Source organism: Pantoea sp. X-Soil-ISGK-355, from assembly GCF_059730805.1.
Map to the genome: position 1 here is coordinate 2,639,555 of NZ_AP035971.1, position 15,913 is coordinate 2,655,467.

10 protein-coding genes are annotated in these 15,913 nt (G+C 54.9%); 4 read left to right on the plus strand and 6 right to left on the minus strand.

The window, feature by feature from the left end:
• Window positions 1-164 precede the first annotated feature (164 nt).
• Window positions 165-1,598 carry an undecaprenyl-phosphate galactose phosphotransferase WbaP gene (gene wbaP, locus AC6I8J_RS12220; protein WP_222925241.1) on the minus strand — a complete coding sequence of 478 codons (1,434 nt, stop codon included), beginning with the start codon at window positions 1,596-1,598 and terminating at the stop codon, window positions 165-167.
• Between the two features lie 796 nt (window positions 1,599-2,394).
• Here wbaP and AC6I8J_RS12225 point away from each other — a divergent pair.
• Window positions 2,395-3,966 (plus strand): TerC family protein, encoded by a 1,572-nt coding sequence (locus tag AC6I8J_RS12225; RefSeq protein WP_161732282.1) that lies wholly within the window; start codon window positions 2,395-2,397, stop codon window positions 3,964-3,966.
• Window positions 3,967-3,996: 30 nt separating this feature from the next.
• On the opposite strand, the gene asmA is transcribed toward AC6I8J_RS12225, so the two are convergent.
• The 3 genes from asmA to udk all read right to left on the minus strand — a co-directional run bounded on the left by asmA (window position 3,997) and on the right by udk (window position 7,137).
• The gene (gene asmA, locus AC6I8J_RS12230) at window positions 3,997-5,820 is read right to left on the minus strand and encodes an outer membrane assembly protein AsmA (protein WP_222925239.1); all 1,824 of its coding nucleotides are present in this window, start codon (window positions 5,818-5,820) and stop codon (window positions 3,997-3,999) included.
• A gap of 12 nt (window positions 5,821-5,832) precedes the next feature.
• Complete coding sequence (gene dcd, locus AC6I8J_RS12235; protein WP_004571280.1) at window positions 5,833-6,414, minus strand: dCTP deaminase; 582 nt, start codon at window positions 6,412-6,414, stop codon at window positions 5,833-5,835.
• 81 nt (window positions 6,415-6,495) lie between these two features.
• A complete protein-coding gene (gene udk / locus AC6I8J_RS12240) occupies window positions 6,496-7,137 on the minus strand; it encodes a uridine kinase (protein ID WP_004571279.1) in 642 nt (213 codons plus the stop codon).
• A 284-nt stretch (window positions 7,138-7,421) separates the two neighbouring features.
• On the opposite strand from udk, the gene AC6I8J_RS12245 reads away from it, so the two are divergent.
• The 3 genes from AC6I8J_RS12245 to yegD all read left to right on the plus strand — a co-directional run bounded on the left by AC6I8J_RS12245 (window position 7,422) and on the right by yegD (window position 12,963).
• Complete coding sequence (locus tag AC6I8J_RS12245; RefSeq protein ID WP_161732278.1) at window positions 7,422-8,036, plus strand: phosphatase PAP2 family protein; 615 nt, start codon at window positions 7,422-7,424, stop codon at window positions 8,034-8,036.
• 163 nt (window positions 8,037-8,199) lie between these two features.
• The gene (locus AC6I8J_RS12250) at window positions 8,200-11,535 is read left to right on the plus strand and encodes a diguanylate cyclase (RefSeq protein ID WP_497825412.1); all 3,336 of its coding nucleotides are present in this window, start codon (window positions 8,200-8,202) and stop codon (window positions 11,533-11,535) included.
• A 75-nt stretch (window positions 11,536-11,610) separates the two neighbouring features.
• A complete protein-coding gene (gene yegD, locus AC6I8J_RS12255; RefSeq protein ID WP_497825413.1) occupies window positions 11,611-12,963 on the plus strand; it encodes a molecular chaperone in 1,353 nt (450 codons plus the stop codon).
• A 232-nt stretch (window positions 12,964-13,195) separates the two neighbouring features.
• On the opposite strand, the gene AC6I8J_RS12260 is transcribed toward yegD, so the two are convergent.
• The gene (locus AC6I8J_RS12260; RefSeq protein ID WP_497825414.1) at window positions 13,196-14,539 is read right to left on the minus strand and encodes a carbohydrate porin; all 1,344 of its coding nucleotides are present in this window, start codon (window positions 14,537-14,539) and stop codon (window positions 13,196-13,198) included.
• 209 nt (window positions 14,540-14,748) lie between these two features.
• On the minus strand, window positions 14,749-15,708 hold the full coding sequence (locus AC6I8J_RS12265; protein WP_253419301.1) for an aldo/keto reductase: 960 nt from the start codon (window positions 15,706-15,708) through the stop codon (window positions 14,749-14,751).
• Window positions 15,709-15,913: the final 205 nt, after the last annotated feature.

A 15,913-nucleotide genomic window follows, 5' to 3' on the forward strand; every position in this document is an offset into this window, starting at 1 on the left:
TGTTATAAGTAGTGGCCATCAACCAGGGTGTACCCGAAACGCCTTGCATCATAGCGGACTATAGATGCACTGCGATATCCCTGATGATGGCCGCTATTAACGACACGCCTGACAACGGCATAACACCTCGGAGCGCGCGTGAGCACGCTCATTCCGACTCACGATTAATAGGCACCGTCGCGTTTCAACACCACGCCCACTGTTTTAAACAGAATGGCGATGTCATTCCACAGTGACCAGTTTTTCACGTACCACGAGTCGAAATAGACGCGGGTTTCATAGTCAACATCATTACGACCGCTGACCTGCCACAATCCCGTCATGCCTGGTTTAGCCATCAGGTAATAATCAACATCACCAGCATAACGACAGAGTTCATCTTCAATGACCGGACGAGGCCCGACCAGACTCATATCACCGCGCACCACGTTCCAGAGCTGAGGCAACTCATCGAGGCTTGTTTTACGGATGAAGTGGCCCACTTTAGTAATACGTGGATCATTTTTGAGTTTGAAATCTTTATCCCATTCCGCACGCGCAATCGGATCAGTACGAAGCACTTCTTCCAGCACTTCTTTTGAATTAATCACCATTGAACGGAATTTCAGACATTTGAATTTACGGCCATTCATGCCGACACGTTCGTGACCATAAATCGGTGGTCCGCCATCACGGCCAACCAGGAAGCCCAGGACCAGCAGTGCCGGCATCAGCATCAGAATAATCGACAGCGCACCGACGATATCAAAGGCTCGCTTCAGGAAACGCGAAGTGCGTTTTGCCAGGTTATTCTGAACCCGCAGGATCATCACTTCGTGGCTGAAGATATAGGCCATATCAGTACCGTAAAGCGGTACACCGCGTAGCGTCGGGATGACAGAAACTGAACGACAGTTGTGCATCGCCAGCGATTTCAGCCACACATCGCGATACTGACTCTGCTCATATTCTACTGCCACGATAAACTGGGTTTCGCTGTTAGTCAGGCTCCACAGCTCCTGCTCGTCGCGCAGAACCGGTACGCCGTTCATGATCTCCTGAGGACAGGTTCCGTCAACGTCATAGAAGGCGATGACGTCAAATCCCATGACCTCTTCACTTTGCAGCGCCTGCCAGGCTTCGTGCGCATTTTTGCTGCTGCCGATAATAATGGTCTGTTTTTTCCACAAGCCATTTTTATTCAGCAGACGCTTAGCCAGCGCGCGACAGGTCGGAATTAAAATCAGCGCCAGAATCCAGGTCAGTAACCAGACGAAACGCGACATCTGCCACTGTGACAGCGCGGTAATCGACAGGTCGATAACAGAAAATATAAGAATGGTACGAAAAACTTCTTTTAATTCGAACCAGAAAGGTTTGCGGTAAGTGTAGTGACGCAGCCTTACCCAGAACCAGCCAATACAAATTACCGACAGGCAAATGTGTGTGGCAATTTTTAAATTCATTTCTTTTTCAGAAATATCTGCCAGCGGCGAACCTGACTGAGCATTAATTAGCATCATCGCCACAAATAACGCTGCGTTGAAACAAATTAAATCTGAACATGCCAGCATTAATTTGGTAATAAGACTTTTAAACGTAAATTCAGTATCGCGCATATTTAACTCTTTATTTTATTTCCTTAAACCCGCAACGGCTATCGCCTGTTTAATCGTTAAGCGATGAAACCTTTCCAGACTGAGCCGTTTCTAAGGGGAGCTCCTGCGGCGTTTACGCCAGTGATCTTAACCATGACACCAATAATATTGTGATGAATACCAACAGATTACTCTGACTTTACGCACCGCCAGCACTGCTCATTTTATCAACGAAAAACGCGATTCAGGCACGCTACCGCCCTTGGCTGTCGCTGCCAATATCGCTGTCATCATTCATATTGCTCCCCGTAATGCGTTTACGTTACCGCAGCGCATCATACAGACGTTTTTTAGCGAATAACTCATTCGTCACATTTCGATTAATGTCGAATAGGCACGCAAATTACGACTCTGGGACAGAGTTTGCTAACTTGTTGCTATACTAGTTATTACTGGCTTGTTTACAAGCAGGTCCCGCCATCCCTGGACTATTTTAGGAAAAAGACTACCAGCAATTAGTATTGATGCCTGACAGGCAGTGCAATCCTTTCTGTACAATTCGGATTAATGCCATACTCCCGGTGAGATAAATCTCATAAGCCCGGCAGGTGAATATCACTTTCCCGTGACAAAATGGCTCAGAATAGTCTTCTCTACACCCTGTGAATTTAATCAAAGCGTCACACTGTTATGTTCATATTTTGCACGATATATCGCGCTGTGCTGGTTATCCCTCCCTGCCCTGCCATTTGTACGCGGCTTCGCACTCCACTATCATCAGAGAAAACCCAATTTAAGACATTCAGGTGAACAATACATGCTGGAGGTAATTGCAGATCCCTCGCTTTGGGCGGGATTAGTAACGCTAATCGTTCTGGAACTGGTTTTAGGCATCGACAATCTGATCTTCATTGCCATCCTGGTTGAGAAGCTTCCCGGCCCCCTTCGCGACCGCGCGCGCGTAATCGGACTGCTGCTGGCATTAGTGTGCCGCTTATTGCTGCTGGCTTCGCTTTCCTGGCTGGTTACGCTGAAAGAACCCTGGGTTACGCTGGCCGGTCACCCCTTTAGTGCGCGCGACTTACTGCTGTTGTCCGGCGGGATTTTCCTGTTATTTAAAGCCACAACAGAGCTGAACGCGCGCCTTGAAGGCCATGATGACGATGCTGGTCAACAAAAAGGCGGCGCTAAATTCTGGCCGGTGGTGGCGCAAATTGTGGTGCTGGATGCCATCTTTTCGCTGGATGCGGTAATTACCGCCGTCGGCATGGTGAATGAATTGCCGGTCATGATGATTGCGGTCACCATCGCCATTCTGCTGATGCTGCTCGCCAGCAAGCCGCTGACCCGCTTTGTGAATAACCATCCTACGATTGTCATCCTCTGCTTAAGCTTCCTGCTGATGATTGGCTTCAGCCTGGTGGCGGAGGGCTTTGGCTTTGTCATTCCCAAAGGCTATCTCTACGCGGCTATCGGCTTCTCGGTAATCATTGAGGCACTCAACCAGCTGGCCCACTTTAACCGTCGGCGTGTGCTGTCGGCGGGTCGCCCGTTGCGCCAGCGCACGGCGGAAGCGGTGTTACGGATGCTGCGCGGTGCAGCGGAACCGGCGGAACTGGATGCAAAAACCTCGTCGCTGATTGCTGACAGCGACGCCAGCATGCTGTTCAACCGCCAGGAGCGGGTGATGATTGCCCGGGTGCTGGGCATGGGTCAGCGCCACGTTAACAGCATCATGACCTCACGCCATGATGTCGAACATATCGATCTCAGTGATGACCCGGCAGAGATCATGTCACGCCTCGACCGCAACCAGCACACACGCATTCTGATAACGGACAATTCCAGCGAACCGCTGGGCGTGGTGCATGTCATCGATTTGCTGCACCAGTCGCTGCACCATAATTCACTCGATCTGCGCGCCCTGATTCGGCAGCCGCTGGTCTTTCCTGAACGTCTGACGCTGCTGCAGGCGCTGGAACAGTTCCGGCAGGCCCATACTCACTTTGCTTTTGTGGTGGATGAGTTTGGTTCAGTGGAGGGCGTGGTGACCCTGAGTGATGTGATGGAAACCATCGCGGGCAATCTGCCGAATGAGGCGGGAGAGATTGATGCCCGCTACGATATTCAGATTCAGGGAGAGGGACACTGGATTGCCAACGGCCACATGCCGCTGGAAGACCTGGCGCTCTATGTGAAATTGCCGCTGGACGAGCAGCGTGATTATCATACGCTGGCAGGATTACTGATGGATAAGCTGCAACATATCCCTCAGGAAGGGGAAGTGTTGCAGCTGGGGGATTATCTGCTGCGAACCCTGCAGGTGGAAAATCATCGGGTTCAGAAAGTCGACATTCTGCTGCAGCCCGATAGCGATTACGAGGTGTAAGCATTCACCCGGTTTGACAGCATGCGCCCGCTATGGGCGCATGATTTTCTTCAGGTTCTCTTTGTTCTCGCCCTCTTTCTGACGATCAATCCACTGATTCAGTCGTGACTTCGCTTCACTCTGAAGACGGTCACGCAGCACGGCATCCACCGGCAGAGAATATTGCAGGCTGTTCCAGTCACCATACATACGCAGCGGAACCGGCTGACTGGAGAGCGTCTTTACCAGCGCCTCGTCGCCATGCCAGCCGCTGATTTTCAGCCCCAGGGTGAGGTCCAACTGTTGCTGCACCATGTCGACTTTACCCGCGCCCTGCAGGCCCAGATTCTGACCATTGCCATTGATATCGCTGAAGCTGAGAACGCCTTTATTCAGCGCGACCTGACCACTGATCGACTCAATGCCTTCATCGGCGGCTTCCTGACTGCTGACTTTATCACTGACCCGTGCCACGGCACGCTGCACCATCTGCTGCAGATTAAGCTGTGCCAGCTTCAGGTTACTGGCGCTGATGGTCGCCCTGCCCTGCCAGCGTCGTTTTGCCGCCTCAACCGTCAGCGTATTGCCCCACAGCTCGCCATCAAGGCTCAGATTTCCCTGCAGGCTTTCCGGCAGGTCAAACGCTTTAAGCAGTGGCTGAATGGCAATCAACCGGAGTTGCGGTTTCAGGCTGGCCTGCGTTTCCGGCTGACGAATATCGATGCTGCCGGGAACCGAGAAACTGCCATTGCCCAGTTTGCCGCTAAGCGTGTTCAGTGTCATCAGTCCCTGCTGGTTGCTGGCGTTTACCGCCAGTCCGGTCAGGGAGAGGCCGCGCCATATCACACTATCCGCCTGTAATTTCAGCGCCAGGTTCAGGTCATTCAGCGGAGAGTCGGCATTGCTGCGCTCCCGTGGGGCAGCAATCACCGGGGAACGAGCCACAGTGGCATGCTGCACGCCAGATGTTTCAGAGACCGGCGTGCTGGTGAGCAAATTATCAAGATTCAGCGTGCTGGCTTTCAGATCCAGCGCCAGCTGCTGTGGCGGAGTAATCTGTCCGTTGCCCTGCCCGGTCAGTGTACTGTCGTTGGCGGTGAGCTGCAGATTGCTGAAGGAGAACTGCTGGCGGTCACCATTCCATTCGCCCTGCAGGCTCAGAGAGCCTTTGATTCCCTGAACCGGAATATCGGCACCGGAGAGGGTGTAATCAAGCTGCTGCAACTGGCCGCTGAGACGATGGGGATATTGTGCGGCATCAAGCTGACCTTTGAGATTCAGGGTCGCGTTGCGCTGATTGCGCATCAGACTGGTGCTCAGCGACAGGGTCGCCAGCTTATTCGCGTCCTGTTCCATATTAATATTGAGGTCGCGAAAATTATATTCGTCGCCGCCCGGCTGCTGCCAGATAAGCAGACTGTCGGCTACCTGCAGCTTAGCAATATCAAATGACCAGCCGCTGGACGCCGCGGCTGGCTCCGCATCGCGCGGCCCCTGCGGCGCATTTTTAGCACGCTGCGCACTGCTCTCTGGCGTGACCCGCACGATCGCATTTTTCAGCAGTACCTGACTGACGCTGAGCTGATGGGATAAGAGTGGCCAGAGATCGACATCAAGCCGCATGTTTTCTGCCGAAACCAGCGGCTGGCTGGCACCCGGCGCGGTGAGACTCATCCGGCCTGCCAGGATACTGAGCTGAGGCCAGACGTGCCAGCGCAGATCGCTGCTGACTTCAAGGCGATAACCACTGCGTTGTTCGACCTGTTGCACCATATAGGCACGAAAGTCGTTGGGATTGACCAGCAGCACCAGCGCGCTCATTCCCGTTACGACCACCACTAACAGGATGGCCAGCGTGGTTATCACTCTTTTCATTACATCCTCAAATCAGTCTTTATCGATACGGCTGGCATCAGCGCCCTGCTGACCGCGATATTTCGCATCTTCACGTCGGTTGTAGGGACGCGCAGCCGGGCCTGAAAGCGGTTCAAAACTTAGCGCGCCAATTAACATACCGGGACGCAGCGCCAGCGGCAGTTTACCTGAATTGTAGAACTCCAGCACGATACGGCCCTGCCAGCCTGGATCAATGCGGTGAGCCGTCACATGAACCATCAGTCCAAGACGCGCCAGCGAGGAGCGGCCATCCAGCCAGCCGACCAGATCGTCGGGCAGCGTCACGGACTCCAGCGTCACCGCCAGCGCCAGTTCACCCGGATGAAGGAAAAAGGCTTCGCCATCAGGCAGCACGATCTCATCGCTCATTACCCGGTCCAGTGCCGCGCTCACTTCCTGTTTCGGGCCGCTCAGATCGATAAAGGCCGCGGTATGACCGCTGAAGGTACGGAACTGATTACCCAGACGCACATCGACCGTGGCACCATTAATGCGCTCGACCGGCGGGCGCGGCTCAATGGCCAGTTTTCCATTGTCCAGCCAGGCTTCGATATCGCGATCGCATAATCTCATTGCGGTAACTCCATGACATAAGTGTAGCAAACCGGCATGCGTGGCTGCCGCCGGTCTGCACCACGTCCGGACGGACGTGCGTTATTCAAAAAACTGGTTGATTTTCGCCTTGAGGATATCGATGGCGATACGGTTTTTTCCGCCGCGCGGCACAATAATATCGGCGTACTGTTTTGATGGCTCGATAAACTGCAGGAACATCGGACGCACGGTCTTCTGATACTGACTCATTACCGAATCCATTGAACGGCCACGCTCATTGACGTCACGTTTCATGCGGCGCATCAGACAGATGTCGAGCGGTGTGTCCACGAAGATAGAGAAGTTGAGTTCCTGGCGCAGACGGGCATCGGTTAACAGCAGAATACCTTCAAGGATAATGACCTTTTTGGCCTTCAGGTGTTGCGTTTGCTGGGTGCGGGTGTGTTCAACATAGCTGTAAACCGGCAGCTCAATATCCTGACCGGCTTTCACCGCCTGCAGATGCTGCAACAGCAAATCATGATCCATCGCACTCGGATGGTCATAATTGGTTTTAACCCTCTCTTCCATGGTGAGGTGACTTTGATCTTTGTAATAAGCATCTTCCGGGATAACCCCGATGTGCTCGTCACCTACCTGATCACGGATTTCACGATAGAGCGTGCTGGCTATTAAACTTTTACCGGATGCGGAAGCGCCGGCAATGCCTACAATCACGCACTGATGAGACTTGTCAGTCATACTTTTTTGAGACCTGATAACTGGAGCCTGCCACTGGTCACACATTACGCGGGCAGTGGACGGGCCGAAATGGAGAGGGTGTGTTCGCGCTAAGTATAGGGATTTCGGCCTTTTGATGCCACAAAAATGGCGTCGGCGACTTTTCAGACTTTCTCCTTTGGACGCCACTCATTTCACCGATAAACTAACGTCACACCATACTATAAATAAAATGGCCTGTGCGGCACGCTGTTCTGACGACGCGTGTCGCAAACGTTCCGACCGAATGATGCATCAGGAGTGGTATGCACTGGAAGACTTTGACCTATTTTGGCGACAGCATGCTGTTGATTCCGACAGCGGTGATTATTGCGCTGATTTTGCCGTGGAAGAGTGACAATCGTCTTACGGTCTTTTACTGGATTGTGGCCTTTGGCCTGGCTGGGCTGACTGTCAGCCTCTCGAAAATCCTGTTTCTGGGATTTGGCATTGGCAGCGCCCGCTTTAATTTCACCGGTTTCAGCGGTCACAGCGCCATGTCCGCCACGCTGTGGCCGGTCATGTTATGGCTGGTTTCCGGGCGCTGGAAAGCCCTGTGGCGCATTGCGGCGATAGGCGTCGGTTACCTGATCCCCCTGATGGTCGGTTTCTCCCGCCTGGTGATCCACGCCCATTCTAAAAGTGAGGTCGCTACCGGTCTGCTGCTGGGCTTTACGCTGAGCACCGCGTTTCTGATTTCGCAGCGCCGTACCTCATTAAAAGGCTTCAGCTGGCCGCAGGTGGGTGCCGCGCTGTTAGTGCCGTTTGTATTGATGGGTCACGGTCGCGTCGCGACGACGCAGCAGTTTCTGGAGCGCTTCTCTGCCAGCCTCGCGGGCCTGGAAAAACCCTATACCCGCGCCGATCTTTTCCGCCAGTAATCAACACGCTGGCAATCAATTATACCGTGCCCGTCAATTCGCCGAATAACGGGCAATATTGATTTCACCCCTTTTTTCTTTGCCGAATGTGCTAGCATGCAGTCAGAGAATGACTGGTGCCTGATTCGCCGTTGCGGAGCCCTGCACCCTGCCGGAAGTCCGCATGACGATAGAGATCCTGTCCCCGCAAAATAACATGCCAAACCGCTGGCTCTCGGCCCTGGTGCTTGGCTGCGTGGTGTTTGTCCTGACCCTGTTCTGTCTTGAACTGATTGTTGTCAGTGGGAAGATTTCCCCGCTCTGGTTCCCGACCACCTTAATGACCGTCGTGGTTTTCCGCTGCCCGTCACGACAGTTGCCGCTGCTGTTGACCGCTTGTGTGCTGGGCACCGCGGGGGCTAATGCCATCATCATCGGACCTGCTCTCTCTAATATTAAATTCGCGCTGCTTAATCTTATTCAGGCCGGCATAGGTGGCATGCTGCTGCGCGCCCTGCTAAATCGGCGCGCGCCGCTGAATTCGCTCAACGACTGGGCCAGGATGGTGTTGTCAGTCGGCATCGTGACGCCGGTGCTTGGCGGCCTGCTCGCGATCTGGACGCTACAGGTCAGCGGTCATGCCTCGTTTCCCTTCTTCTATACCTGGGTAATCTCCGAGATCATCGGCATGCTGGTGTTAGGCCCGATGCTGCTTCTGCTGCCCTGGCCGCTGCGGCGCGCGCAGTTCAGCGATCTGCGCCTGGCCGAATCGCTGCTGACGCTGCTGCTTACCCTCGGGGCCAGTTATCTGGCACTGCGTTTCCTGCCGTGGCCCTTTACCTTTATTGTGGTAATCCTGTTCTGGTGTGCAGTTCGCCTGCCCAAGCTGCAGGCGTTTGTCCTGTTCTTCCTGAACGCCAGTTTTATCTCAATGCTGCTGGCTTTTGATTTGGTCAACGTGGTCAATAACAACAGCGCCCTTGGCCCGGTCTCCAGCTGGCTGCCATTTCTGCTGGTGTTAATCCCCAGCCATATTATGTCGCTGGTGATGGATGCGTCCCGGCGTGAAAAACTCCATATTACTGACAGCGAAACCCGCTTCCGGCATGCTATGGAGTACTCCGCCATCGGTATGGCGCTCGTCGCACCTGAGGGCAACTGGCTGCAGGTGAATCGATCTCTGTGTCAGACTCTGGGTTATCCGGCAGAAGAGCTGAAGCGTCTGACCTTTCAGCAGATTACCCATCCCGACGATCTCTCACTCGATTTGCAGCATGTGAGCCGGCTGCTGGAAGGCGAGATTGATACTTATACCTTCGAAAAGCGCTATTTCCGTAAGGATGGCGAAATTGTCTGGGCGCGGCTGACGGTCTCGCTGGTGCGCGACAGCAGTCATGCCCCGCTCTACTTTATTGCGCAGATTATCGATATCTCAGAGCTGAAGCAGAGTGAGCAGGTGAACCGCCGGCTGATGGAGCGTATTACGCTGGCCAACGAGGCGGGCGGCATCGGCGTGTGGGAGTGGAACCTGCTGACCGGCGAGATGTTGTGGGATAAGCGCATGTACGCCCTGTTTGGCCTTGCGCCGCATGAGTCGCCCAGCTATGACCTCTGGATCCATCTGCTGCACACCACCGATCGGGAATATGCCGCGATGACGGTACAGCAGGCAATTGAACTGCGCAGCGCGTTCCACATGGAGTATCGCGTAGTCAATGCTGAAGGACAGCGCTGGGTACGTACCCAGGCTAACCGGCAACTGAGCAAAGAGGGGCGCATTGAGCGCATGCTGGGTATCTGCCAGGACATCACGCCACTCCGCAACCTGAATGAAGCACTGTTTCAGGAGAAAGAGCGCATGGCGATCACCCTGGATTCCATCGGCGAAGCGGTGATCAGCACCGATAAAGAGATGCGCGTCGCCTTTATGAACCCGGTAGCAGAAAAGATGAGTGGCCTCTCGCAGGAACAGGCAGCCGGTCAGCCGCTGAGTGAACTGCTGCATATCACTCAGGGGCGTAACGGCCCGGAAGTCGAAAATCTGCTGTTATGCCAGCTGCCGGCGGAAAAAATCACCCCTGGGCTCGCGGAAGATCTGGTGCTGCATACGCCCGAAGGCGGCCATATCGATATTCACTACAGCATCACACCGCTGCGCTCCGAAGCGGGCCTGGAACAGGGTGCCGTCATGGTTATTCAGGATGTCAGCGAATCCCGCAAACTGATGAAGCGGCTGAGCTATAGCGCGCTGCATGACACCCTGACCCGCCTGCCGAATCGTGCCAGTTTCGAGCTTCAGCTTAAACGTCTGCTGTTTGATGCCGCTGAACATCAGCATCAGCATGTGCTGGTGTTTATCGACCTGGATAAGTTTAAAGCGGTCAATGACAGCGCCGGACACGCCGCAGGCGATGCGTTATTGCGTGAGCTCTCTGATTTAATGCAGCAACATCTGCGAAGCAGCGATTTCCTGGCCCGGCTGGGCGGTGACGAGTTTGCGCTGCTGATGCCAGATTGCGAAGTCGCTCAGGCGCATGACGTGGTGCAGCGCATCGTCGCCGCGGTCAATCATTACCGGTTTCAGTGGCTGGGCCGCCTTTATCATGTGGGTGCCAGCGCGGGCGTTACGCAGATTTCAGCGGATAACTGCCAGAGCGGCGACGTGCTTTCGCAGGCGGATATCGCCTGTTACAACGCCAAACGCAGCGGGCGCGGACGGCTGGTCATCTATGAACAGCATCGGTTACCGCTGCCAGGTAATCATCAGGGCATGGATGCAGCAATGATTGATGCGCTGCAGATCGAACTGCCTGCCTGGGCCGTTGCGCCGCCCAAAACACCGCAGGCAGCCTTTATCTGGCTGCTTGAGGTTCAGCTGTTAACGGCTGACGGGCTGCTGGTGGATGAAACGTTGCTGCGCAATAACCTGTCTGACGATACGCTGCGGCGGCAGCTGGATAACACTATTCTGGATGCTTTTTTCCGTCACGATGTGCAGAGGCTGAATAACAAAGGCATTCCGGTGATCCTGCCACTCAATGCACAGGTTCTGAGCGATGCCGCCTGTGTGCAGCAACTCTGTCAGCGCTTTGTTGCCGAGGGTCTCTCCGACAGCCGCTGTGGTTTCGCTTTCCCTGCAGCCAGTGTGCTCAGCAAAGGCGATCAGCTCTATGCCGCACTAATGCAACTGCGGCAGTGTGGCTGTCGTGTCGTGTTGCAGCATTTTGGCCGTAATCTGGATGCCTTCAATCTGCTGAGCGACGAAGTAGTTGATTATCTGGTGCTGGCGCCTGAACTGGTTGCTAACGTTCATAATAATCTGATGGATGAGATGCTGCTGACCATCATTCAGGGCCAGGCAAAACAGCGCAATATCTCGGTCCTGGCCGGGCCAATTTCAGTACCCGCCGTACTCAGCACGCTGGCGACCCTTGATGTGGATGGCGTCTGGGGCAGTGCCGTAGCCGAGCGTCAGCCGTTGCGTTCTCTGGCTGAAGATCGCATCTTCGCTATCCGTTAATTCCCGCGCTGCCTGCTTGCCACCCTGCTGAAGCTGCGCTAAAGTCGCCCCCTTTTTTCCGGCATGGGGGCGAAAATGTTCATAGGATTCGATTACGGCACGGCTAACTGCGCCATTGCAGTCAGCGAAAATGGCACGCCACGTCTGTTAACGCTGGAAAATGATCAGCGCCTGCTGCCGTCAATGATCTGTGCGCCGACCCGCGAGTCGATCAGCGAATGGCTCTATCGTCATCATCAGGTGGCGACACCAGACAGCGAAACCACGGCGCTGCTGCAGCGTGCGATGCGTTATAACCGCGAAGAGGATATCGAGGTCCAGCCCAACAGCGTGCAGTTCGGCCTCACCGCGCTGCAGCATTACATGGTCGACCCCGAAGATGTCTGGTTCGTTAAATCGCCCAAATCGTTCCTCGGTGCCAGTGGCCTGAAGCCGCAGCAGATCGCCCTGTTTGAAGATCTGGTCTGCGCCATGATGCTGCACATCCGCCAGCAGGGTGAAAGCCAGCTTGATCAGCCCATCGATCAGGCGGTGATCGGGCGGCCGGTCAACTTCCAGGGCTTAGGCAGCAAAGAGTCTAACCAGCAGGCGGAAGGCATTCTGCTGCGCGCCGCCCACCGCGCCGGTTTCCGCGACGTGGAGTTTCAGTTTGAGCCGGTCGCCGCCGGGCTCGATTTCGAAGCGACGCTGAAGCAGGAGACGACGGTTCTGGTGGTGGATATCGGCGGCGGTACGACCGACTGCTCGATGTTGCTGATGGGACCAGAATGGCGTGATAAGGCGGACCGGCGGGAAAGCCTGCTGGGCCACAGCGGTTGCCGCGTGGGCGGTAACGATCTGGATATTATGCTGACGTTTAAGACTCTGATGCCGTTACTGGGCCTGGGCGGTAACACCCTGAAAGGCACCGCGTTGCCTGCCCTGCCGTGGTGGAACGCCATCGCGATTAATGATGTTCCGGCGCAAAGCGACTTTTATAGCCCCGCCTGCGGCAAGTGGCTGCGGGATTTAGTACGGGATGCGGAACAGGGTAATGTTGTGGCTCGTCTGCTGAAAGTGTGGCAGCAGAAGCTCAGTTATCGCCTGGTGCGCGCCGCGGAAGAGAGCAAGATTGCGCTGTCATCCAGCCCGGCGCAGACCGCCTCTCTCGACTTTATTGCCGCGGCATTAGAGACAGAGATTGGCGTGGATCAGCTGCAGGATGCCATCAGTCAGCCGCTGGAGAAAATTCTGGAGCAGGTGCAGCTCGCGCTGGCCACCAGCCAGATTAAGCCCGATGTGATTTATCTGACCGGCGGCAGTGCGCGCTCACCGTTGCTGCGCGCAGCGCTGCAGCAGACGCTGCCGGATACGCCGATTGCGGGAGGCGATGATTTCGCCTCCGTCACCGCAGGGCTGGCCCGCTGGGCGGAAGTGATGTTCCGTTAATTCTGCTCTACGCTGCGCTGCAATAAAAAACGGCACCTGAAGGTGCTGTTTTTGTTTGCGGATCACTGAGAGCAGGCTCAGGGAGCATACGCCTTTCGCAAAGACGCAAAACCCGCCATCCCTGGCGGGCTCAGCGCGGGCCATCCCAGGCCCGCTATGCTTTGCTACTGGCGTATACACCCATCGCTTTAAGTCTGGGAGTCGTCTGTTTAGGTGCCGTTTTTATTGTAAATCAGAATGCAATATTGGCGCTGATACCGCCTATAAACGCATCTTTCACTTCGCTCACCGCGCCTGGTGCCACCACATACTGCAGGTTAGGTCGCAGTGACATCCAGTTCGTCACTTTGGCGTTGTAGTAAACCTCATAGTTGTACTCTGAACCTTCCTGAATCGGCAGATAAGTCGGGCTGTCAAAGCGGCTCTCGCCATTGGCCTGATTTTGTTGACGCAATGAGCGGGTATAGTCGCTGTTCACGTGAATACGCGATGCGCCCACACCGATCTCATCCTGCGGACGGGCATCGAACGGTCCAGTCCAGGTAAAGGCGATAGACTGGTAGTTATCGGTCTTCGAGGTCTTGTGATCGTTCATCACCGCCTGAACCCGCACGCCCAGACCGCGATTCACATCGCCATCCTGCGCGGTCAGCTGTTGCTGCAATAACAGATAGCCGCCGTAGGAATGCGCCTGATCCTGATAGCCACCGTTGCGCCAACTGCCATAGACATCGCCATCCACTGACGAATAGTAATAACCGATGCGGTAGTTACCCGGTAATTTCTCCGGCCCGAAGGTCGGTTTCCAGCCCAGTTCGACCGGCACCAGATTGCCTTCTGAATTGCTGGTATCCAGACGGAAGCCATCGCCGCGATCGTAGTTAGCACGGTTCTGATTATAGAAACCGACCTGGAAGAAGACATCCGGCGTGATATTGAACTTAACCCGGCCGCCCCACTGCGACACCGGCCAGTTGAACCAGCGATCGCCACGCCAGTTACCCGCCTGCCCGCTGCCCAGCGCCAGATTCTGGAACAAATTGCCATCGAAATTATCGAAATCTTCACCTACCGTTACCCGTCCGGCTTTAATATCAACCACATCGTTGAAGAGCCCTTTGCGCAACCAGAACTGCGTCAGACGCCAGGTCTGACCGCGACCATAAACTTCCTGGACTGAGGAGAGCATACCGGTGCGTTGATCCGCGACCTGATCGGAAAGATTCTGCCCGTTACGACTGGTGACGGTCATCTGAAACTCGGCATCCTGCCAGTCCAGCAGCTTCTGCAGATCGAAATTGGTGCCGAACGTCCACTGGTCGCTGTAGCGCATGGTGGTATTGGTATCGGCTCCGCCGCCTAAATTCGCGGCGCTTTCCATGGTGTAGTTAACGTCAAACTTAATGCCGTCGTCCTGCAGCTGCGTTCGGTACCCGCCCCAGTCACCAAACATCCATTCGGAGTCCGGGCTGAAAGCATCAGCGGCCAACGCCTGCGCGGAAAACATGGCCAGGATCAGGGTGCCGGTTGCCACACGGCGCAGCGGGAAACGCTGCTCTGCTTTTCTGTTTTTCATCTTGCTTATTCTTATGTAAGTTACGGAAAATGACGCGCAGAGGATAGTGCTGGATAACCTCTGTTTTTTGTAAATACGTGCGCATAATTACCCGTAACATCCGTTTATTAACGCATTTGTGATCGGGATCTCTGATTGGTTATTCTCTGGGCGAGGTGCGTATTTTTTGACAGATACAGCGTAAAAAGGGGCGCTATCGCCCCTTGTGTTTACTGGCTGGCCTGATCCAGTTGATCAATCTGTGCCGGGGTCAGCGTCAGCTGCATGGCGCCAGTCAGATCGTCGAGCTGTTTAAGTGAGGTAGCACTGACAATCGGTGCGGTAATACCGGGCCGGGCAATCTGCCAGGCCAGCGCCACCTGCGTCGGTGTCACCTGATGCGCATCGCTGATCGCATCAAGCGCGTCCAGGATCCGCAAACCGCGCGGGTTGAGGTATTTGTCTACCACGCCCTGCCCCCGCGCGCTTTTACTGGCATCCGCTGCATCACGGTATTTACCACTGAGAAAACCGCTGGCGAGTGAGTAGTAGTTGATCACACCTAAACCGTGCGCCCTGACCACCGGCTCCAGCGCCGACTCATAGGGCTGGCGGTCATAAAGGTTGTATTCAGGTTGCAGGGTTTCATAGCGCGCCAGCCCCTCCGTTTCACTGATCTTTAATGCTTCCTCAAGCCGCGCCGCGCTGTAATTCGAGGCACCAATCGCCCGCACTTTCCCCTCGCGGATCAGACTGTCAAAGGTGCTCAGCGTGTCTGCCAGTGGCGTGTCCTGATCGTCACGGTGCGCCTGATAGAGGTCGATGTAGTCGGTCTGCAACCGGCGCAGTGAATCTTCGACCGCCTGACGGATATATTGCGGCTTCAGCCCGGTTTTCTCCGGGGACAGCTCCATACCGACTTTGGTTGCCAGCACGACCCGATCGCGCTTGCCGCTTTTTTTCAGCCACTCACCAATAATGGTTTCCGATTCACCGCCTTTATTGCCCGGCGCCCAGCGGGAATAGACATCCGCGGTGTCGATAAACCACAGCCCTCGATCCACCAGCGCATCCAGCAGAGAAAAGGAGGTGGATTGATCCACCGTCCAGCCAAACACATTGCCGCCAAACGTCAGTAACGGCACCGTAATACCACTGTCACCCAACTGCCGGGTTTGATTCTGACTCATTATCTGCTCCTGATTTGCCTGCAAACGGTCTGTTTTTCAGCATAGCAAAGTCATTTCACGCCTTTATGACGATTGTGCTGCGATTAATGAAGGAACAGGCATAATTACCCCGCCCTGACAGATATCCTTATTTCCTTCAACTTTTGCCCGTCAGAGGCGACTACACTCTGTCGTTTGCAGGCTACCCCTTTCATGCCTGCGCCTG

Excerpts from the sequence above, each read along its gene's own strand:
- wbaP (WP_222925241.1), bottom strand. The coding sequence starts at position 1,598 with ATGCGCGATACTGAATTTACGTTTAAAAGTCTTATTACCAAATTAATG.
- AC6I8J_RS12225 (WP_161732282.1), top strand. The coding sequence starts at position 2,395 with ATGCTGGAGGTAATTGCAGATCCCTCGCTTTGGGCGGGATTAGTAACG.
- asmA (WP_222925239.1), bottom strand. The coding sequence starts at position 5,820 with ATGAAAAGAGTGATAACCACGCTGGCCATCCTGTTAGTGGTGGTCGTA.
- dcd (WP_004571280.1), bottom strand. The coding sequence starts at position 6,414 with ATGAGATTATGCGATCGCGATATCGAAGCCTGGCTGGACAATGGAAAA.
- udk (WP_004571279.1), bottom strand. The coding sequence starts at position 7,137 with ATGACTGACAAGTCTCATCAGTGCGTGATTGTAGGCATTGCCGGCGCT.
- AC6I8J_RS12245 (WP_161732278.1), top strand. The coding sequence starts at position 7,422 with ATGCACTGGAAGACTTTGACCTATTTTGGCGACAGCATGCTGTTGATT.
- AC6I8J_RS12250 (WP_497825412.1), top strand. The coding sequence starts at position 8,200 with ATGACGATAGAGATCCTGTCCCCGCAAAATAACATGCCAAACCGCTGG.
- yegD (WP_497825413.1), top strand. The coding sequence starts at position 11,611 with ATGTTCATAGGATTCGATTACGGCACGGCTAACTGCGCCATTGCAGTC.
- AC6I8J_RS12260 (WP_497825414.1), bottom strand. The coding sequence starts at position 14,539 with ATGAAAAACAGAAAAGCAGAGCAGCGTTTCCCGCTGCGCCGTGTGGCA.
- AC6I8J_RS12265 (WP_253419301.1), bottom strand. The coding sequence starts at position 15,708 with ATGAGTCAGAATCAAACCCGGCAGTTGGGTGACAGTGGTATTACGGTG.